Annotated in this window: 19 protein-coding genes; 11 read left to right on the forward strand and 8 right to left on the reverse strand. The window is 54.6% G+C overall.

Annotated features, from left to right (window positions below; translation table 11 throughout):
* Positions 1-286: 286 nt before the first annotated feature.
* The 3 genes from H650_RS22775 (at position 287) to mmuM (ending at position 3,721) form a co-directional block, all read left to right on the forward strand.
* Complete coding sequence (locus H650_RS22775; RefSeq protein WP_020457353.1) at positions 287-1,039, forward strand: IclR family transcriptional regulator; 753 nt, start codon at positions 287-289, stop codon at positions 1,037-1,039.
* A 362-nt stretch (positions 1,040-1,401) separates the two neighbouring features.
* A complete protein-coding gene (gene mmuP, locus H650_RS22780) occupies positions 1,402-2,802 on the forward strand; it encodes an S-methylmethionine permease (protein ID WP_020457354.1) in 1,401 nt (466 codons plus the stop codon).
* Positions 2,789-3,721 (forward strand): homocysteine S-methyltransferase, encoded by a 933-nt coding sequence (gene mmuM / locus H650_RS22785; protein ID WP_020457355.1) that lies wholly within the window; start codon positions 2,789-2,791, stop codon positions 3,719-3,721. Before mmuP ends, mmuM begins: the two co-directional genes overlap by 14 nt.
* A gap of 241 nt (positions 3,722-3,962) precedes the next feature.
* Here the strand turns inward: mmuM and H650_RS22790 are convergent, their stop codons facing one another.
* A complete protein-coding gene (locus H650_RS22790) occupies positions 3,963-4,868 on the reverse strand; it encodes an NADP-dependent oxidoreductase (protein WP_020457356.1) in 906 nt (301 codons plus the stop codon).
* A 603-nt stretch (positions 4,869-5,471) separates the two neighbouring features.
* Between H650_RS22790 and H650_RS22795 the strand changes: the two genes are divergently transcribed.
* Positions 5,472-6,008, forward strand: a complete 537-nt coding sequence (locus H650_RS22795; protein WP_020457358.1) for a dihydrofolate reductase family protein — start codon at positions 5,472-5,474, stop codon at positions 6,006-6,008.
* Positions 6,009-6,104: 96 nt separating this feature from the next.
* On the opposite strand, the gene H650_RS22800 is transcribed toward H650_RS22795, so the two are convergent.
* The 3 genes from H650_RS22800 to H650_RS22805 all read right to left on the reverse strand — a co-directional run bounded on the left by H650_RS22800 (position 6,105) and on the right by H650_RS22805 (position 7,799).
* Positions 6,105-6,509, reverse strand: a complete 405-nt coding sequence (locus H650_RS22800) for a GNAT family N-acetyltransferase (protein WP_020457359.1) — start codon at positions 6,507-6,509, stop codon at positions 6,105-6,107.
* Positions 6,510-6,605: 96 nt separating this feature from the next.
* The gene (locus H650_RS26095) at positions 6,606-6,728 is read right to left on the reverse strand and encodes a hypothetical protein (protein WP_286141458.1); all 123 of its coding nucleotides are present in this window, start codon (positions 6,726-6,728) and stop codon (positions 6,606-6,608) included.
* A gap of 171 nt (positions 6,729-6,899) precedes the next feature.
* Positions 6,900-7,799 carry a LysR family transcriptional regulator gene (locus H650_RS22805; protein ID WP_020457360.1) on the reverse strand — a complete coding sequence of 300 codons (900 nt, stop codon included), beginning with the start codon at positions 7,797-7,799 and terminating at the stop codon, positions 6,900-6,902.
* Between the two features lie 107 nt (positions 7,800-7,906).
* Between H650_RS22805 and H650_RS22810 the strand changes: the two genes are divergently transcribed.
* A complete protein-coding gene (locus H650_RS22810) occupies positions 7,907-8,773 on the forward strand; it encodes an SDR family oxidoreductase (RefSeq protein ID WP_020457361.1) in 867 nt (288 codons plus the stop codon).
* A gap of 28 nt (positions 8,774-8,801) precedes the next feature.
* Here the strand turns inward: H650_RS22810 and H650_RS22815 are convergent, their stop codons facing one another.
* Positions 8,802-9,743, reverse strand: coding sequence for an AraC family transcriptional regulator (locus tag H650_RS22815; RefSeq protein WP_020457362.1), 942 nt, complete (start codon positions 9,741-9,743; stop codon positions 8,802-8,804).
* Between the two features lie 94 nt (positions 9,744-9,837).
* Between H650_RS22815 and H650_RS22820 the strand changes: the two genes are divergently transcribed.
* Entirely contained in the window at positions 9,838-10,608 is a 771-nt protein-coding gene (locus H650_RS22820; protein WP_020457363.1) for an SDR family oxidoreductase, read from the forward strand.
* Positions 10,609-10,869: 261 nt separating this feature from the next.
* On the opposite strand, the gene H650_RS22825 is transcribed toward H650_RS22820, so the two are convergent.
* Together H650_RS22825 and H650_RS22830 are read right to left on the reverse strand one after the other, a co-directional pair.
* Positions 10,870-12,327, reverse strand: a complete 1,458-nt coding sequence (locus H650_RS22825) for an MFS transporter (protein ID WP_020457364.1) — start codon at positions 12,325-12,327, stop codon at positions 10,870-10,872.
* Between the two features lie 130 nt (positions 12,328-12,457).
* On the reverse strand, positions 12,458-13,204 hold the full coding sequence (locus H650_RS22830) for a glucose 1-dehydrogenase (protein WP_020457365.1): 747 nt from the start codon (positions 13,202-13,204) through the stop codon (positions 12,458-12,460).
* A 129-nt stretch (positions 13,205-13,333) separates the two neighbouring features.
* On the opposite strand from H650_RS22830, the gene H650_RS22835 reads away from it, so the two are divergent.
* On the forward strand, positions 13,334-14,203 hold the full coding sequence (locus tag H650_RS22835; RefSeq protein WP_020457366.1) for a LysR family transcriptional regulator: 870 nt from the start codon (positions 13,334-13,336) through the stop codon (positions 14,201-14,203).
* Between the two features lie 173 nt (positions 14,204-14,376).
* On the opposite strand, the gene H650_RS22840 is transcribed toward H650_RS22835, so the two are convergent.
* Positions 14,377-15,213, reverse strand: a complete 837-nt coding sequence (locus tag H650_RS22840) for a MipA/OmpV family protein (protein ID WP_020457367.1) — start codon at positions 15,211-15,213, stop codon at positions 14,377-14,379.
* 206 nt (positions 15,214-15,419) lie between these two features.
* Here H650_RS22840 and H650_RS22845 point away from each other — a divergent pair, with 206 nt between their 5' ends.
* The 4 genes from H650_RS22845 to H650_RS26160 all read left to right on the forward strand — a co-directional run bounded on the left by H650_RS22845 (position 15,420) and on the right by H650_RS26160 (position 18,518).
* Positions 15,420-16,097, forward strand: coding sequence for a response regulator transcription factor (locus H650_RS22845; RefSeq protein ID WP_020457368.1), 678 nt, complete (start codon positions 15,420-15,422; stop codon positions 16,095-16,097).
* Positions 16,097-17,485, forward strand: a complete 1,389-nt coding sequence (locus H650_RS22850) for a sensor histidine kinase (protein ID WP_044489613.1) — start codon at positions 16,097-16,099, stop codon at positions 17,483-17,485. The genes H650_RS22845 and H650_RS22850 overlap by 1 nt, the downstream gene beginning before the upstream one ends.
* Positions 17,486-17,535: 50 nt before the next feature.
* On the forward strand, positions 17,536-17,973 hold the full coding sequence (locus H650_RS22855; protein ID WP_020457370.1) for a hypothetical protein: 438 nt from the start codon (positions 17,536-17,538) through the stop codon (positions 17,971-17,973).
* 341 nt (positions 17,974-18,314) lie between these two features.
* On the forward strand, positions 18,315-18,518 hold the full coding sequence (locus H650_RS26160) for a barstar family protein (RefSeq protein ID WP_020457371.1): 204 nt from the start codon (positions 18,315-18,317) through the stop codon (positions 18,516-18,518).
* Positions 18,519-18,780 lie beyond the last annotated feature (262 nt).

Raw genomic sequence — 18,780 nt, forward strand, 5'->3', positions numbered from 1 at the left:
TTGCAATATATCGCGGAGAATTTAATTTCTCGTGATGTCGTCGCGATCGCAAAATAAAAAAGTAATGAAGGAAATTCCTGGCCGGAAATGTTATCGCTGTCGTTATTTAAAAAAATAACCTGCAGCTCATGCGCTAAAATGAGGCCCCAAAATAGAACAAAGAAATATAAATGCTGGCGATGAAATTTTAATTAACGGGGATGGGTTAACGACGACGCTGGGTGTATGATGCTTTTCTTTTTTACTGTCTGGCGCGACCGCCCGACTGCATCAGGAGAATTTGCTTATGCCGGACGAGAAGCCATCGCGGGCGCGCGGTGTTGACCGGGTTATCGACATTTTTCGCCAGTTGCATATCGCTCGTCAGCCCATGGCGATGCGCGATTTGATCGACGCCACCGGCGCGCCGCGTTCCAGCGTATATGAACTTGTTAACCTGCTGAGTGAGGCCGGGTTGCTTGAACTGGATGCCGAAGGCGCGGTGTTCTTCGGCCGTGAAATGCACTATTACGGTGCGGACTACATGGCCCATAACGATCTGATCCGCCGCTCACATCAGTTAATGGTTGAGATCGTTGCCCGTCATGGCGAGACGGTGCAGCTCTGTATGCTGGAAGGGAATAAGTACACCGTCGTGCTGTCGGAAAGTAATGCCCATCCGTTCAAAATCACCTCAGATGTCGGGGTGCGAGTACCGATTCCGTGGACTGCCACCGGTCGCCTGCTGCTCAGTAACTGGTCGGATAGTGCCATTCTCGATCTCATTCCCGAAGAGGACTACCGTCTGGCGAGCGGGCAAGTCCTCGACAAACAGGCCTTCCTCGATGATATCCATCGTGCCGGACAGCAGGGATATTGCCTGACGGAAGGCTTATCAGAGAGTTTTACCTGCTGTATGGCCGCACCGATTCGTTCCCGAAGCGGGCAAGCCGTCGCCGCAATCTGCTTTATGGTGAGTCGCGATACGCCGGAGGAGCGCCGTCAGATGTTGCTCAACGAGCTGATCGTTTCCGGGCAAAAATTATCGGATTTCACCTGAGTCCATAATCCATGTAATTGAAAATAATGGATTTGCGTCTCGTCGGGTTACACCAGAGGGCGCAGGGTTGTATCGCTTGCGTCGTTGCGCTGCGAAAGCCCGCTGGTATAACCCCTTCAAAAGGACTCATTCCCACAGCCACAGATATTTTCACTCCTGCGGCGGGGCATCCGGATACCCGACATTCTTATCTTGTTTCCTCCGGGTAGTGCGCTGAAAAAACCGCTTTCCCGATCTTTGTACGCCCCTTGCTTCTGCGTGTCTCAACCCGGATGTCAGCCTGGTGCTGGCCTTTTGTTGATAATGACGATATAAAGTACCCCGGAACGGACATTTAGACATCTATACGTTTAGAAGGTGGTATGCAAACACAACAAGAAAATGGCGAGCTTAAGCGCACCATGAAAACCCGCCATTTGATTATGCTGTCATTGGGTGGCGTCATTGGCACAGGATTATTTTTTAATACCGGATACATCATCTCCACTACGGGGGCGGCAGGGACACTGCTGGCGTATTTGATTGGGGCGCTGGTCGTCTGGCTGGTGATGCAGTGCCTTGGCGAGCTTTCCGTGGCGATGCCGGTTACCGGCGCTTTTCATGTCTATGCGGCGCGCTATATCGGTCCGGCGACAGGGTATACCGTGGCATGGCTATACTGGCTTACCTGGACAGTTGCACTGGGTTCAAGCTTTACCGCCGCCGGATTTTGTATGCAGTACTGGTTTCCGCAGGTTCCAGTCTGGATATGGAGCGCCCTGTTTTGTGCGGTAATTTTTTGTCTTAACGCGATTTCAACCCGTTTCTTTGCCGAAGGGGAGTTCTGGTTTTCGCTGGTTAAAGTCGCGACCATTCTCGTCTTTATCATCCTGGGCTGCGGGGTGATTTTCGGGTTTATCTCCCTGAAGGATGGTTCACCGTCTCCGGGGCTTTCTAACCTCACCCGCGAAGGCTGGTTCCCGCACGGCGGTCTGCCCATTCTGATGACCATGGTGGCGGTCAATTTTGCTTTTTCCGGTACGGAGCTTATCGGTATCGCGGCGGGTGAAACAGAAAATCCGCACCAGGCTATCCCGGTTGCGATCCGCGCGACGATTGCCCGCTTGATCCTGTTTTTTATCGGCACCGTTTTTGTCCTTGCCGCGCTGGTTCCGACAAATGTGGCCGGGGTTGAGAAGAGCCCGTTTGTGCTGGTCTTTGAAAAAATCGGCATTCCGTATGCGGCAGATATTTTTAACTTTGTCATCCTGACCGCTATCCTTTCTGCGGCGAATTCCGGGCTCTACGCGTCGGGTCGTATGCTATGGTCGCTGGCAAACGAAAAAACGTTGCCGGGCTGTTTTGCCCGCGTCAACAAAAATGGCGTGCCGTTGATAGCACTTTCTGTCTCGATGCTTGGTGGTCTGCTGGCGCTGTTATCGAGTGTGATTGCCCCTGATACTGTCTTCGTTGCGCTCAGTGCCATTTCAGGCTTTGCCGTTGTCGCTGTCTGGCTCAGCATCTGCGCGGCCCACTTTGTCTTTCGTCGCCGCCACTTACAGTCGGGCAAGTCATCTGCGGCCTTGAAATACCGGGCACCCTGGTATCCGCTGGTGCCGGTACTTGGATTCGTGCTGTGTCTGCTGGCCTGCATCGGGCTGGCGTTCGATGCGGATCAGCGCATTGCGCTCTATTGTGGTCTGCCGTTTGTCGCCTTTTGCTACGGTGCCTATTTTCTCACCCGGAAAACAACCTTGAAGGAGGCTGACTATGCCGCAGAGTAACTCCCTGACCACGCTGCTTGAACATCATCCCTTTGCCGTGCTGGATGGTGCCCTGGCCACTGAGCTTGAAGCGCGCGGATGCAGCCTTGTCGATAATCTCTGGTCGGCCAAAGTGTTAATGGAAAATCCGCAGCGTATTCGGGACGTGCATCTGGATTACTTTCGGGCGGGCGCACAGATAGCCATTACCGCCAGTTACCAGGCCACACCCGCTGGTTTTGCGGCTCGCGGGCTGACTGAGGCGCAGTCGAAAGCGCTGATTGCACAGAGTGTGAAACTGGCAAAAGAGGCGAGTGACATTTATCGCTCAGAAAACCCCAATGCCGGTCCGCTGCTGGTGGCGGGCTCTGTTGGGCCATACGGTGCTTATCTGGCAGATGGCTCGGAGTATCGCGGCGACTACGCGTGCAGCCACGAGGCGTTTCAGGCATTTCATCGCCCGCGCATTGACGCATTGCTCAATGCCGGTACCGATCTGCTGGCCTGTGAAACGTTACCTTCTTTCGCCGAAATCGTCGCGCTGGCAGACCTGCTATCTGAATATCCGCAAGCGCAGGCGTGGTTCTCTTTTACCTTACGTGACGACAAGCATTTGAGCGACGGCACACCGCTGGTCCAGGTGGTAAATGCGCTGTCTGGTTGTCCCCAAATTGTTGCGCTGGGGATTAACTGTATTGCGCTGAGCAAAACCACTGCCGCCCTCAAACATCTGCAAAGCCTCAGTGCGCTGCCTCTGGTTGTCTATCCTAACTCTGGTGAAACCTATGATGCCGTTACCAAGGCGTGGCATACACACGGCGGGAGCTGCGGATCCTTAGCGGCATATTTGCCCCAGTGGTTAGCGGCGGGAGCGAGAATTATTGGCGGATGCTGCCGTACAACCCCGCAGGATATTGCCGCGCTGAGCGAACACCGTTAACGGCGAGGAAACTTACAAGGCTCGTGGGCCGGAAATTGTGGCCCACGCTGCCTGTCATCCGGCTGGCATGAAGATAAATCGCTCTCTGCGTTATCAATGGCTGGCGAAAAATTTGTCTATGTCTGACAACCGATAACCTCAACCTGATGGCTGTGCATTGCATGGCGGAAGGCATCGAGGCTGCACCCGAATGGAAGAGCGAGACGTGACGGGTAACCCATTGCTTCCGGCAAGCTGCACTTCAGCAAACCTTGATGACGAGTTTGCCGGTCACGTGGCCTTCTGCACTTACCCGATGTGCATCGGCAGTCTGTTGCAGTGGGTATACGCCCGGAATATGAAGCTTAAACAGGCCATCGGCACAGAGACGGGCAATATTTGCGAGGATCAGCTCCGGGTGTACAGGCGGGCCGTGGGAAAATTTCACGCCATACTGCTCTGCAGATAAATCCGCGACGGAAAGCACGCGAGCGGGATGTCCCACGATTGAAATTAATTCAGGTATGACCCCGGAACCCGCAACGTCAATGGCCGCATCAACACCTCCCGGCGCTAAGTGAGTTATTCGTTCCTGTAAACCGGGACCGTACGTGGTCGGAATGGCGCCTAATGAGGCGAGATAGCCATGTTTTGGGGAACTTGCTGAACCAATAACGGTTATGCCGCGCAGGCAGGCAAGCTGGACGATAGCCGTTCCTACACCGCCTGCCGCCCCGCTAACCAGCAGCGTCTGCCCCGTTTTTATATTCACTTCATCGAGTGCCCGGCTGGCCGTATCAGTCATTACGGGCAAGCCTGCTGCCACCGCAAAAGATACCGCAGCGGGTTTGACCGCCCAGTGCGAGAGGATGGCTTTCTCCGCGACGGTGCCATCACCAAAACCGAATACCGCATCGCCGATGGCAACGCCGGAAACGCCATCGCCAATCTCATCAACAACGCCGCTGGCCTCCACGCCCACCGTGAGTGGCAACACCCCATCTTCGAATGCCTGATACTGGCCCTCTCTGCGTTTCCAGTCCGATGGATTCACCCCGGCATAATGCACCGCAATACGAATCTCGCCAGGCCCGGCGTGAGGAACAGGAATTTCATCAACGCGTAATTCATCAGGCCCACCGAACGCGTGATAACGGATCGCCTTCATCGTGTTACTACCATCTACACACACAGGAGCAGAAAAAGCAGGAAAAGAACGGACAGATAACTGCGGGTCAGAATTTGAGTTTGACATAGGTACGCTCCGTTTATCGTACCGCTACCGACGGGTAGCGATAAGCGCTTTCGCCATGTCATGGCAACAACGCGGTTGATTTCGAAGACGCTGGTCAAACTGTAAGGAAACAGAATCGACGTGTACGCGATCAATTCAACAGCAGAAAGGATCGTTTTTCGCGACGTGCCGGTGAGCCTACTCAGGCGTAAACAGGCTGTCAATAGCCCCCTGGCGATTGCTTTTTATGTCGTCAGTCAGGGCATCATTGATAAATACTGACTGCCGACATGCCTGCCCCTTGACCAGTTGCTGAGTGCCAGGAGCGGGCGTTGTTAACATGGCGATAGGTTACTTTATGGGGAGCAGATCACGGCTTTTCGCTCCATCCTGGACTCAACACCACACGATTTTTTGCCTTAATCCATAATGGGAACGTTGCTGCTCTCATGCTACGTTTTTCCGCAGGGAGCAGGTCTTTATCGCTCACATCCCTAAACTCTACGGGATATATGCAACCTGAATACGGAGCACATAATGGTCACCACACATGTTTTTATCGCGGTCAGTCTTGATGGTTATATCGCCCGACAGGATGGCGACATCGAGTGGTTGTTGCAGCGCGATGACCCGACAGAAGATCATGGCTATGCAGCATTTATCGCGGACAAAGATTGGATCGTTATGGGGTGGGGCAGCTATGAGAAGGTGCTGACCTTTGACGAATGGCCTTATGATCGACCCGTGCTGGTGCTCTCCCGACAGCTAAGCGATACTCCCGTGCCCGAGAAGCTGAAGGGCAAAGTGCAGTTCTCATGCCGCACGCCAGGGGAGGTGCTTACTGACCTGGCGGCGCATAACGCGCATCGCGTCTATATCGATGGCGGGCAGGTAATACAGTCGTTCCTGCGCGAAGGTCTGGTCGCCGATATCGTTATCACTACGGTTCCTGTCCTGCTCGGTTCGGGAAAACCGTTGTTCGGAGCCCTGAATGGGGATATAGAGTTGACTCTGTTATCAAGCCGCAGCTTCCCTTCGGGTCTGGTGCAGTCGCACTATCGGCTGACGTCATAAACCGCCTGTAAACTTAGCGGCGACCTCCGCTAAAGCGAGAGTATCGCCCGCTGCCAGCGGTACTGTTTTACTTCAACGTCACTGAAAAGGAGCGCATCATTCAGCGTCAATACATGGCCATATGTAGTGATTATCAACGCCTTCAGCTCGCTCAAACATGAACCCTAGAGCGCGGTAGAAATCATTCGCCGGGCTTGCTTTCAACGCGATGAGTCGGATAGCTTTCCCGGGATGTCTGGCTTTTTGCTGTATGCGCTGCACCACCTCTTTTCCCACGCCCTTACCCTGAAATTGATTTTTGATATAGAAGTGATCCAGATAGAGGTACGTCGGGAAATCCCGCAGCACGTAAAATCCCACGATCTCATGCTGGTAGCAGATGATGAACGTCTCTTTATCCGTAAATGTCGAAAGGAAGCGTTCGCGTGCTCTGATGGGATCGAATCTGTTGATCGCCTCAAGACTCGGGCGCATTGCTTCAACGCGGAGTTCAGCCAGCATTGAGGCCTCATCAGCAAGAGCCGGGCGAATATGGAGATTTAAAGGCAAAGTAACCTCGCATAGCGTTGGTGGTTTTCTACACAGAATAACACTCTCTTACCAGACACCAGACACCAGACACCAGACACCAGACACCAGACACCAGACACCAGACACCAGACACCAGACACCAGACACCAGACACCAGACACCAGACACCAGACACCAGACACCAGACACCGGACACCGGACACCGGACACCGGACACCAGCGCAGCACAGCACAGCACAGCACAGCACAGCGTGAGAATTCGCTCGTGGTTGGGCAATCAACAATAATGCCCTCACAGCGCGGTGCTAAATCTTTTTCTTAACAACTAGTTATCTCCGGTTAATACCCGAATCGGCTGGTTCAGACAGAGAACCAGCCGGTGGGATAGTGCTCGCAGATAAACTCCACAAAAGCCTTAACTTTGGGGCTCTGAAGGCGACGGGCGGTGTGCAGCACCCAGAGTTCAGTCAATGTATCGGCTTCTCCCCAGCACACCAGCTCACCTTTTTCCAGTTGCTGGCTGACGATGGATTGCGGAAGCATCGCTGCGCCGGCACCTGCCAGCACGGCATCGCGCACGGTCAGCAGGGAAGAGAGGCGCATCACCGGTTGCGGCGCGAAACGACGCTCTCCGCCCTGAATGGTCCAGAGCTCTCCGCCCTGAATGGTCCAGAGCTCGCCGTCCGAATAAGTTGACATCACAATTGCCGGGATCGCAGGCGTGCTTTGCGCATCGCTGAGCGGCATCTCAAGCGCGGGAACCGCCACCAGCGCCAGTCTGTCTCTGGCAAACTGTCTGCCAACCAGCGTGCTGTTTTTGTGCGGATTAATACGGATCGCGACATCAAAATGCTCATCCACCAGATCGCTGATTCGATTTTCAGAAATCACTTCAACGTAAATGCGAGGGTAGCGGCGGCGAAACTCAGCCAGAAGCTGCCCGAGAGCGAGTTGCGAAAAGAGCAGCGGGGCCGCAATACGCAGCCATCCCGCGGGAGTTGCCGACGCTTCCCGCGCGGATTCGACCGCTTCATCAATGTCACGGATTGCGCCAACGGTGCGTGACAAAAGGCGTTCACCCGCCTCAGTGATGTGCAGCCTCTGCCCGCCGCGTTCAATAAGACGCACACCGAGCGCCTCTTCAAGATCCGTCAGCCTGCGTGACAGGGTTGCTTTGGGCTTTCCGCTGGCGCGACTGGCCGCGCCGATCCCGCCCGAGGCCGCGATGAGGTGGAAATCTTTAAGGGCATTAATATCCATGGGTGTCTCATTTATGGAACGAACCATCTAAAAAATAGCATCTTCAAAGCGAAAATGGATCGCGATAGTGTTTGCTCACACCAACCAAACACCACGGAGTAAATACCATGTCCATCCTGATCACCGGAGCTACCGGCCGCGTCGGCCGCCATATTGTTAACCAGCTTCTTCGCCGCGGCGCCGATTTCCGCGTGCTGACCCGTGACCCCGCAAAGGCCGGTTTTGCCGAAAATGTGGAGGTTGTGAAAGGCGATATGCTGGATATCGACGCCTTGCGCGCCGCCTTCAGCGGCATCAAGACGCTGTTTTTACTGAATGCGGTCACGAGCGACGAATATACCCAGACGATGATTACCCTCAACATTGCCCGCGAGTGCGGCGTTGAACGTGTGGTTTACCTCTCTGTCTTTGGCGCCGAGGTTGCCGTGAATGTGCCGCACTTCGCCGTGAAATATGGGGCCGAGCGCATGCTTAACGCGATGGACTTTAGCGCCACGATCCTGCGGCCAACCTACTTTATTGACAATGAGGCCATGATTAAGGATGTGGTCATGAATCACGGTGTTTATCCGATGCCGATCGGCGGGATTGGCCTGGCAATGGTCGACACCCGCGATATCGCTGAAGTGGCGGCCATTGAACTGATACGACGCGATCGGGCGAGCGAAAAACTGCCTGTCGAGACGATTAATCTTGTCGGCCCCGATACGCTGACCGGCGAGAGCGCCGCCGCCGTATGGAGCGAGGTGCTGGGCCGCGAGATTATCTACGGCGGAGATAACCCGGGTGCATTTGAAGCAAGCATGGCGGAATTTATGCCGAAATGGATGGCCTACGAAATGCGTCTGATGGCTGAGCGCTACGTCAGCCACGGCATGCTCCCGCAGGATGGCGACAGAGAGCGACTGGTCACGCTTCTTGGCCGCCCGCTGCATACTTACCGCGACGTCGTGACGGCACTTGCCGCGCAATAAAATACCCTTCTGGCACGCGGGCGTGGGCTTAAGGAAAAGCCTGCTCCTTGCTTAACGCCGGGGAACGCATTTGCGGGATCTTCTGGCGTCTGAAAACGCCTGGTGGAACGCCCACATAGTGCGTGAATGCCACGTTAAAGGCGCTCGCTGACTGATAGCCGACGTGAAAGGCAATTTGTTCAATTTTCTCTTTGCTGCTGATCAGCGCTTTTTTCGCTAACGACATGCGCCAGAAGAGAAGATATTGCCCCGGCGGCATCCCGACTGTCTCACTGAAAGCGGCAAAAAAAGCCGAGCGGGACATGGCGGCGTGGCGGGCGAGCTGGGCAATTTGCCACTCAACACCCGGTTTTTCATGGATCAGATGCAGCGCGACGGCGATCTTTTCATGTTGCAGCCCTTTCAGGATGCCAGCTGTTTTCAGCAGATCATCATTACTGCGTAACGACTCGACCAGCAGCAGTTGTAAAAGCCGCATTAATACCCCGTCGCGCCCTGGTCGCCGGGCCCGGCTTTCATCCAGCAGAAGTTCAAGCAAGGTGGCGAAACGCCGTTGCCCTTTAATCAGGATCTCATTTGGCAGCAAAGAGACGATGAGTTGCTTATCCGGCGTATCGAATTCACAGTGGCCGACAGTCATGATCAGATCGGCGGGTCCGCTGGTTGCGCCAATCCGCACATGTCCTTCGCTGATAATCGTTGGCGTTGTGATGTCAGTTGAGCCAGCTCCGCCCGCATTGGTGTTCTCGAAAACGTACGCGGCGGGTATCAGAATAAAATCACCGGCAACCAGCAACGTTGGACCTTTGCCGTTAACAGTGATCAGGCATTCGCCTTCCAGCACGGCGCAGTAAAAGGCCTCTCCGCCAGATTCCCGAACAATACGCCACTGGCCGCGCCCTTCAACGAGTTTTGAATGCGATGGCCTGGGGTTGAGCAGGGCAACAATATCGGTTAGCGGATCTGACATTGGACGCTCTCTAAAGTTTGCGGGACGTTTGATTATATATTGTCCGGCTGGTAGCCGCTATGATCGCTGCTCTTGCCACCAAAGAGGATCACATATGTCTACTGTACTGATTACCGGTTGCTCTTCAGGTTTTGGTCTTGCCGCAGCAAAACTTTTTTTACAGCAGGGCTGGGAAGTGATTGCCACCATGCGAACACCTGACCCAACCTGTTTGCCTGCAAGCGATAAACTGACGATCCTGCCGCTCGATATTACTTCCGCGCAGAGCATTAACCATGTCGTGAAAGCGGCGGGCGCGATTGATGTTCTGGTGAACAATGCGGGTTTTGGCGCACCTGTACCGGTCGAACTTACGTCGCTTGCCACCGCGCAGCAGTTAATGAACACCAATGTGCTGGGGACGCTGTCATTAACCCAGGCGTTTCTGCCGCTGATGAGAGAGAAAAAAGCAGGGGTGATCATTAACGTCTCTTCATCCGTAACGACCCGGGCGATGCCGCTGATTGGCCTTTATCGCGCCAGTAAAGCGGCGCTGAATGCATGGAGCGAGTCACTCGCCATTGAAGCCAGGCCTTTTGGTATTCGTGTTCACGTGGTGTTACCGGGGCGCTCCCCGGAAACGAAGTTTGGCGAGAATGCGCGCGCCTATTTTGCCGGCATCGATGATCCCGCCTATGGGCAAATGGTGCAGGAGTTTATCCAGCGTGTGGGCGATAGCAACGCGCCCGTGACGCATGCGGATGATGTCGCGAATGCCATTTTCGCGGTTGCGCGGGATGCCAGTGCGCCGCTCTATACTGCGGCGGGTGAAGATGCCCAAATGATGCTGAAAGAGGCACAGCATCGTTCCCCCTTCTCTTACTAATTGCGCCGAACGAGAACTGCAAAAAAGTCACAGAGGGGATATTCCCCTCTGAGCTTTAGCAAAGTGCAATGGTTGCCGTTTTCCATCTCTTCGCCGCGTATCAGGCTGGCGAGGATGTTTTGTCTGGCAGCGACAATTAGCTTTTTGATCCCGGAAAAGAGGCCGCGCGGCGTGTACCAGGCGTGGATGCGTGAAGTAACGGCGCCTCAACTGGCTGGCGACTCCGCTGGTTATTCGCTCAGCCGATTGACGCTGGTTGCGTTACTTAAGGGAAAGGCTGGCCGACGCTGAAGACAGACCGCTGGAGCGCCGGATAAGCCGGATACTTAATCCAGCGCCTGTGGCGAGACATACCGCCATCGCCAGCAGCGCGACGATAAAGGCATGCGTGATATTTGCGCCGCTTCTACCGTTACCCAACATACTGTAAAAAAGGCCGCCGATAACGGCGACGCTCAGCGCCGTGCTGATTTGTAATGCCGAACTGGTGACGCCAGCAATCATGCCTGAAAACTCTGGCGCAACGCGGCCGGTTACCATCCGCACCAGCGTTGGCATTGCCAGCCCCTGGCCAAGACCGGTGACAAAAAGCAGGACGGCGAGCGGCACTATGGCAGGCGCGCTGCCGGTCAGCGTACTGGCAATCAACCATGCCATACCGGCTAACCCTGCGGTCTCGCATCCCATCCCGATTGCGCTCAGGTAATTACCGACAAAACGCCGCAGGTAAGGCGTCAGCAACGGCCCAATCAGAAAGCCAACGCCAAAGGGCAGGAAAAGCAGGCCTGCGCTCAGGGCGTTCAGATGCAACGCGCCCTGGAGATAGACAGAAAACAAAAGAAAGAAAGCCGCGATGGAATAAAACAGCAACACGATCGCCAGCCCCTGGCCCAGTCCCGGCGCGCGTAACACGGACGGGTCAAGTAACGGCGAACCGCCATTCCAGCGAAGGCGACGTTCATAACGCCATAACAACGCGCTCAGCAGCGGGAAAGCAAGCAATAACAGCCACGTCCACCACGGCCAACCCGCCTCATGGCCTTCAATCAACGGCACAATCAGCGTACTGAGAGTGACGGTTGCCAGCAGCATGCCAATGGGATCCAGTCGCTGCGCAGATTGTGCCCGCGTTTCTTTCAGCAGCGGCAGGCCAAAGAGAATAACCAGTAGCGCTACCGGCAGGTTAACGAGAAAAATAGCCCGCCATCCCAGCCCAAACAGATCCGCTGAAATCAGGATGCCGCCTAATATCTGGCCGATAACCGAGGCCAGGCCAAACACGGCGCCATAGATGCTCAGCGCTAACGGTTTCTCCGCTTCCGGAAAAATGGCCTGTACGGAAGCCAGCGCCTGGGGCGCCATAATAGCAGCTGTGGCACCCTGTAACATGCGCCCGGTGATCAGCACCCACGGTGACCAGGCTAAACCGCACAACAGCGATGCAGCGGCAAACCCGAGAAGCCCAAGAAAAAACATCTTTCCGCGGCCATAAATATCCCCCAGCCGACCGCCGGTGATGAGCGTTACCGCATACACACCCGCGTAGGATGAAATGACCAGTTGCTCAGCGGAGAAAGAGGCACCCAGCTCGCTCTGGATCGCAGGCAGCGCCACATTGACGATAAAAAAATCGAGCGGCGGCAAGAATGCGCCGACCAGTAAAATAACAAACATCGCCCAGCGACGCGGCTCGGCTTGCGTGAGGCTATGTGCCGACATAGAACACTCCATCGGTAGCGGTTCCGTCCCCGGTAAGAGACGTGTTGTTAGGGCAAAAGGTGCAATAAGCTGTTTGGCCATGTGGGTTCGGGGCATTTCGCCCCGACGCGGCCACGGTGAGTGGGGAAAATCAGCGCATGCCGCCAGAGGCCAGAATCACCTCACCGGTTATCCATCCCGCGTCGTCTGATGCGAGAAATGAGACGATCGGGGCAACATCCTGCACCTGACCGATGCGACCGAGTGGTGTCTGCTGCTCATTCCATGTCTGGAAGTCCGAGTTCATCGCGCCCGCATTGTGGCTGCCTTGCGTTTCGATAAGGCCAGGGTTGACCGCGTTGACGCGAATCCCCCGCGGGCCGAGTTCGCGTGAGAGTACGCCGGTGATGGCGTCAATCGCGCCTTTGGTGCCGCTGTAGATGGCGCTTTCGGCAATAAAAACGTGGGTGACGAACGAACTGATGTTGATGATGCTGCTGCCTTTAGCGAGGTGTGGCACGGCTGCGCCAGTCAGCAACAGCGGGCCCAGAACATTGATGTCGAACTGTCTGCGATAGAGGGCTTCAGTGCTCTCTTCGATGCTGGCGAACTGATAAATACCGGCGTTATTCACCACAATGTCCAGACGCCCGAACGTGTCGATGGCCGCGTTGACCAGCGCCTCGACTTCTGCATGTTTGGTGACATTTGCCGCGACCGCCACGGCCTGCCCACCGGCGGCGTCAATATCAGCGACCACCTTATCGGCACCGCTTTTGTCTGAGGCATAATTAACGATGACTTTCGCGCCATCAGCCGCCAGCTGGCGGGCAATGCCAGCGCCGATACCGCTGGAGCCACCGGTCACGATGGCAACTTTGTCTTTTAATTTGTGCATATCTTTAGCCTCCTGATATCCCCGCCCGGGGCGGTTTGGTTGAGGAGGCTATGGTGATATCTACATAATTGTTTTGGAACTGACACTTTTGTATATTCGATGTTCATTTTTGAACGGCGAGATCATGGCATGGAGTGGGGCGACGTCCGGGTATTTCTTGCAGTCATTCGTAAGGGCTCTTTTGGCGAAGCGGCCAGAAGCCTTGGCGTGAGCCATCCGACGGTTGGGCGCAGAATAAAGGCGCTTGAGGATGAGGCGCAGCAGGCGCTATTTCGCCGGACAAAGGATGGTCTGGTGCTGACGGATGCCGGCGACAGGGTTATGACGCTGGCAGAAGCGATGGAAAACTCCGCGCTGGCGATGGAGCGGCGCCTGGCAGGAAACCATGAGCGTCTTGAAGGGATATTGCGGTTATCGTCAGCCGAGTGGTTTGCTAATTATGTTCTGGCCCCTGTGCTGGTCGAACTGACGCGCCGCCATCCAGCGATTGTGCCGGAAATTATCGCCAGCTACCGCTTACTTAATCTGTCGCGCCGTGATGCCGACATCGCATTTCGCATCGTTCCCTTTACCGAACCGGATATTGTTCAGCGCCGGTTGATGAGTATGCCCTACGCGCTGTATGGCACGCCGGAAATCGCGCATCTCGCGGAGCACGACCCGGCCGCAGTGGGGCTTATTCTTATGAATACGGCACAATCCCACTTTTCTGACGTTGCCTGGCTGCTTGACAGATTTCCGCAGTCGCGGCGTGTATTTACCAGTACCAGCCGGGCCGTTCAGGCGCAGATGTGCCAGCGGGGAATGGGAATTGCTGTTTTGCCACGGCCTCTTGGCGATGCCATCCCCGGATTGCAGAGCATTCGCATGCCGGAACCGCCGCCTTCCAAAGATATCTGGGTGGGGTATCACTATGATCTGCGCCATATGGATCGCCTGCGGGTCATGCTGGATATCGTCGATGCCTTGCTGGCGGATCCCGCCCCGTCCGCAACGTGAGCCTGCTCTTCTGCTGATGCGCCAGCTAACAGGTTTTATCCGGGCCTGGGGCAGATGCTTTCGGATCTTCACTGTATTGAGTTCCGCCCCGTTCGCTGAACCGGGGCGGAACGAATGCCTGTTTATTGGCTGTGCGGAGCCATAAGCGGGCGGTAAGCGTGTTGAACAACGATTCAGAAACGATATGTCACCAGCAGGCTTCCTGTGGGCGATGTGTTTCGTTGCACAATCGGGCTATTGCGCGCATCACCCGTCAACTGCGTTACGCCTGCTGCGGCAACCACGCTCCAGTCCTGGTTGAATTTGTGGGTCCAGGTAAGATTCGTTGACCAGGCATAAATTCCCGATCCGGCATCATATTGAGTAAACCCCGAGGCGGCCGACTGGGATGCACTGACCCCGTAGTAAGTCTGCATGTACTTTTCCGTTCCCCAACTGCCGGTCAGCGCCAGCGTCACGGAGTTGCTCGATGAGACATAGAGCGGGCTATTGATGCCGAAATGCAGGGCCGCACCATTGCTTCGCTGCGAAACCGGCACCTCGGCCTGCAATTGCACATTAAGCCAGTTGGTCACCCCGTACCCCACGCCAAGCACACCAAGAGCCGAGCCTTTGACGTCGCCCATACCGCGCAGGTAGTCGCTGCCGTCGCTTAGCGAGTCGCTATCTGCATTGCGATCCTTGCGGCCTGCGCGATAGCTCAGTGCCGCGTTGTAATCGAATTTGCCGATGTTATTGCCGTAACCGATGCCCCGTGTGGTGCTAACGAAGAAACCATTTGCCATTGTGTAATCAAGCACCAGGGCCGTTGTGACACGGCTTTTATCCGCACCAGAGTAGCGTGGCGTAACATTCGCGCCGCCTCCCAGGGTCAACGCATTGCCCGGATCCTGCTCTGCCGCCAGTATCGGGGTGGTCAGTAACGCCAGGACCGCGCCCGGCAACATTTTTTTCAGGCTGCGCCCCGAAAGTGGAAGGGGGAACTTATGACGCAGTTTGATGTTTCTCATTAAAGAAGTCCTTGTGGATTCAAATGATTACGATACAAGCGGGTGTTAAACGCCAGAACGCTCATTTTGCATGCGCCCCCTAAAGTTCTCGTGAGCCAAAAATGAAGAAAGGATGAAGCAAGTACAGGTGCTGCAAAGCTGATAGATTTCCTGCTACCGTTTTTTTCTTCAGACGTTCTTCATTCACTGTTGATACCGTAACCATTGTGAAAATTCTCCTAATCGAAGACGACCTGGATCTCGGCAATGGCGTGCGTATTGCTCTTGCAGATCAAGGATTTGATGTCATATGGGTTCGCCGCAAAGAGGATGCGCTGCATCAGCTTGATGCCTGCGTGCCTGAACTTGTGTTACTCGACCTCGGCTTACCCGACGGTGATGGCATGAGCCTGATGGCGCGCTTGCGTCAGCAGCTCAAGGGCATCCCCATCATCATCCTGACGGCGCGCGGCACACTGCACGATCGCCTCTCCGGGCTGGACGCCGGTGCCGACGACTATCTTGTCAAACCGTTTGTTCTCGCCGAGTTGTTGGCCAGAGTGAGAGCGCTTGCGCGCCGCAGTTACGGTTTTGAGAACGAGGCGATAGAGATTCGCGGCTTATCGCTTCATGTGCCGACGCGATGCGTGACCGTGAATGCACGGCATGTTGAGTTGACGGCAAGTGAATACGCGCTGCTTGAAACGTTGATGTTGCGCAGCGATCGCGTGCTGACCCGCAGTTTTCTGGAAGAACGGATCTTTGGCGCAAAAGAAAATATGAGTAATGCGCTCGATGTGCATATGGGGAATTTGCGTCGCAAAATCGGCGACGGCTATGTGCGAACGGTGAGGGGCGTTGGGTATGTCATTGATACCGTCCCGATCCTGAAGGGGGCAGGTTGATGCGAAATTTTTGGCGCCATCTGAGAACCCCAACGTTCGTACGGCGTATTATGGTAGCTCAAATGCTACTACTCACACTGCTCTGGTGTCTTTTTCTGACTTACGTTTTGTGGGAGGACTTGCGTAGCCCGCCGATATTAACGGGCAGCAAGACTTACGAAACCATTTTTACTGTCGTTGAGAGTATGGAGGATCGCCCGCAGGAGCGAACGCATGTGCTGGCTGCGCTCAGTAAAGCGGTGCGGGAAGATTACGGTGGCGGTGAAGATCCAGAACTCTCCATCAGCCTTATCGTGCGCAAGGACAAAGCGATAATTTATGCCTCTGATGGCGCACCGGCCGGGGTGACAAACACCCGCGATGGGAAAATTGAGCGAATTCAGAGTGAAGGCCGCGCCTGGACCAGCCGTACCTTAAAATCCGCGCACTCCGACACGGAGGTCACACTCATCACCCCTGCCGGAGGCTGGAACTTCTTTATCTACCTGAATTCGCGTGGCTACTACGTCATGCCGCTACTGGTATGCATTCCTTTTCTTTTGTTTCCCGCGTGGCTGTCCATCCGCATTGCGATGCGCCCGTGGAATCGGGTGGTCAATGAAATTTCCCTACGCACGCCGGACGATCTCTCGCCCTTAAAAGCCGTGCCAAAGCACAGGGAGCTTCGCCAGATGGTCGACGCTGTGAACGGATTTCTTGCCAGGGTGCGGGAAAGCACGGAACGGGAACGCGTTTTCATTGCCGATGCCGCCCACGAGCTGCGCACCCCGCTGGCTGCGATGCGAATCAATGTTGAGGCTTTGCAGTCCTATGTCAGCAGTGACAGTCAAAAAGAGTTACTGGCAGGGATTATTCGCAGCAATAGCCGTGCGGCTCGTCTCGTCAATCAGTTGCTGCTGATGATGCACAGCGAAGCGCGCATTGACACGGTTATGGAGCCTGTGCCGCTGACGACGCTTATACAAGAGCGAATGGCCGGGCTGGCGCCGCTCGCGGCTGAGCGCAGGATAGAGCTTGAATTCTACGCTGAAGATGAAATCTGGATAACAGGTGTCCGCGAACGGTTGATGTCGCTTATCGATAACCTTATTGAAAATGCCGTGAAGTACAGCCCTGAGGGCGGACGGGTCGAGGTGGAGTTACGATCCTTAAATAATTCCACGCAGTTACGTGTTTCAGATGCCGGGCCTGGCATTCCGGTTGAATTGCGGGAGCGCGTGTTTGACCGGTTTTTTCGCGATCCTAATCAGATGCAAAGCGGGAGTGGGCTGGGGCTTGCCATCGTCAAAGCGGTTGCGCAGCAACACAACAGCAGCGTAAGTCTCACTACGTCTGCAGAAGGCGGACTGATGGTTACGGTTGATTTCCCAGACCACAAGTCCTCCTGAACGAAAGCGCAACGCTGATCCCGACCCGGCGGAGGGCATCTACCTGAACCATGGAGTTAAAAGTGAAATACGTTGCCCTGGCAGGCCTGTTGTGTTCTCTCTCACTCAGCGGGTGCGCCATAACCGTCAGCGAACTTAAAAGCAGCCAGTCCTCTTTTGACGGCAGTTTCATAAGCAACGCAGGGGCTTCTGATGCCTATCGAACCATCAGGCACATGGCAAGGCAGTGCCTCGAATATGAGGCATATTCAGGAAATCCGGTTATCGTATTAAGCGAGTTTGACGTTGAGCGCAAAAAAGGGGAGATCAATCAAAAGTTCCTTTCACAAGGATTATTGATTAATAACACGTTAATTGAGATCGAAAGCCGGAATGGCGACAACGCGCAGGTCAGCCTTTACACCACCAAGAACCTCCTGAGCGCGGGCATCCGCTCACCAAAGATAAGTGATATTAAGCGCTGGGCTGGCGGCGATAAAACGTGCTAGCACGACACCCGCGTCTCACTCAGCGCTACCGTGAAGTGCCCCGGATTGTATGACTTGCGCCACAGTGATTAACACACCGCAAATTGCGTAATACCTTCGTCAGGAGGGGAACTACTGCGAACATCCGCTTCTGGTGATGAGCGGAGATGCCTGCTCATGGCCGGCTGCCTGGTGCCTGAAACGTACGTTGGAAACCATCACGCGATTAAATAGAGGATCTCGGTTCCAGGAACGGATACTCATATTCCAGCGCTGAAATTAATGATTATGGGTTAAGATAGTGAGATCCAGGATATAGTGGACCGTAAGCCTTCCCTCCAGGAAGTAAAGGATAAAATTTAATGTCTTTTAAATTCTATGAAAAATACCCATCTTTAGATATTTCTCAGGCCTTTTGCGCGCGAATCGATCCCGAAATACGACTGAGTTCGGAATTACTCAAAAGCTTTTATTATTTGCTGTGGTTTCCCGGATATTTTGGATTCAACTGGGATGCATTAAACGATTGTTTATGTGATTTTAGCTGGATTGATAGTAAAAAATAGCCATCATTCATGAGAAAATCCCCGAGTTACCTGATGAGGAGAAAGTGATTTATCTCGATATTCTTAACTATGCCAATTTATCCTGGAAAGAGGATAACACTCATGATTTTGACGTTTATTTTAAGCAGGAGGACAAAAAGAATATCGAAGAGTTACTTGCGCTTGCAAGGAATAATAAAGAGTCCAAAGGATAATTCAAACATGCCAAAGCTCTCTCCGTTTCAGCTTTAGCGCCTGCGTCGTGCTGTATGCCCCAGGTAAA

It is taken from the genome of Enterobacter sp. R4-368 (assembly GCF_000410515.1).
GTDB lineage: Bacteria > Pseudomonadota > Gammaproteobacteria > Enterobacterales > Enterobacteriaceae > Kosakonia.

What these genes read in the sequence shown, in the direction of transcription:
- H650_RS22775 (WP_020457353.1), top strand. Translation starts at nt 287, where the DNA reads ATGCCGGACGAGAAGCCATCGCGGGCGCGCGGTGTTGACCGGGTTATC.
- mmuP (WP_020457354.1), top strand. Translation starts at nt 1,402, where the DNA reads ATGCAAACACAACAAGAAAATGGCGAGCTTAAGCGCACCATGAAAACC.
- mmuM (WP_020457355.1), top strand. Translation starts at nt 2,789, where the DNA reads ATGCCGCAGAGTAACTCCCTGACCACGCTGCTTGAACATCATCCCTTT.
- H650_RS22790 (WP_020457356.1), bottom strand. Translation starts at nt 4,868, where the DNA reads ATGAAGGCGATCCGTTATCACGCGTTCGGTGGGCCTGATGAATTACGC.
- H650_RS22795 (WP_020457358.1), top strand. Translation starts at nt 5,472, where the DNA reads ATGGTCACCACACATGTTTTTATCGCGGTCAGTCTTGATGGTTATATC.
- H650_RS22800 (WP_020457359.1), bottom strand. Translation starts at nt 6,509, where the DNA reads ATGCTGGCTGAACTCCGCGTTGAAGCAATGCGCCCGAGTCTTGAGGCG.
- H650_RS22805 (WP_020457360.1), bottom strand. Translation starts at nt 7,799, where the DNA reads ATGGATATTAATGCCCTTAAAGATTTCCACCTCATCGCGGCCTCGGGC.
- H650_RS22810 (WP_020457361.1), top strand. Translation starts at nt 7,907, where the DNA reads ATGTCCATCCTGATCACCGGAGCTACCGGCCGCGTCGGCCGCCATATT.
- H650_RS22815 (WP_020457362.1), bottom strand. Translation starts at nt 9,743, where the DNA reads ATGTCAGATCCGCTAACCGATATTGTTGCCCTGCTCAACCCCAGGCCA.
- H650_RS22820 (WP_020457363.1), top strand. Translation starts at nt 9,838, where the DNA reads ATGTCTACTGTACTGATTACCGGTTGCTCTTCAGGTTTTGGTCTTGCC.
- H650_RS22825 (WP_020457364.1), bottom strand. Translation starts at nt 12,327, where the DNA reads ATGTCGGCACATAGCCTCACGCAAGCCGAGCCGCGTCGCTGGGCGATG.
- H650_RS22830 (WP_020457365.1), bottom strand. Translation starts at nt 13,204, where the DNA reads ATGCACAAATTAAAAGACAAAGTTGCCATCGTGACCGGTGGCTCCAGC.
- H650_RS22835 (WP_020457366.1), top strand. Translation starts at nt 13,334, where the DNA reads ATGGAGTGGGGCGACGTCCGGGTATTTCTTGCAGTCATTCGTAAGGGC.
- H650_RS22840 (WP_020457367.1), bottom strand. Translation starts at nt 15,213, where the DNA reads ATGAGAAACATCAAACTGCGTCATAAGTTCCCCCTTCCACTTTCGGGG.
- H650_RS22850 (WP_044489613.1), top strand. Translation starts at nt 16,097, where the DNA reads ATGCGAAATTTTTGGCGCCATCTGAGAACCCCAACGTTCGTACGGCGT.
- H650_RS22855 (WP_020457370.1), top strand. Translation starts at nt 17,536, where the DNA reads ATGGAGTTAAAAGTGAAATACGTTGCCCTGGCAGGCCTGTTGTGTTCT.
- H650_RS26160 (WP_020457371.1), top strand. Translation starts at nt 18,315, where the DNA reads ATGTCTTTTAAATTCTATGAAAAATACCCATCTTTAGATATTTCTCAG.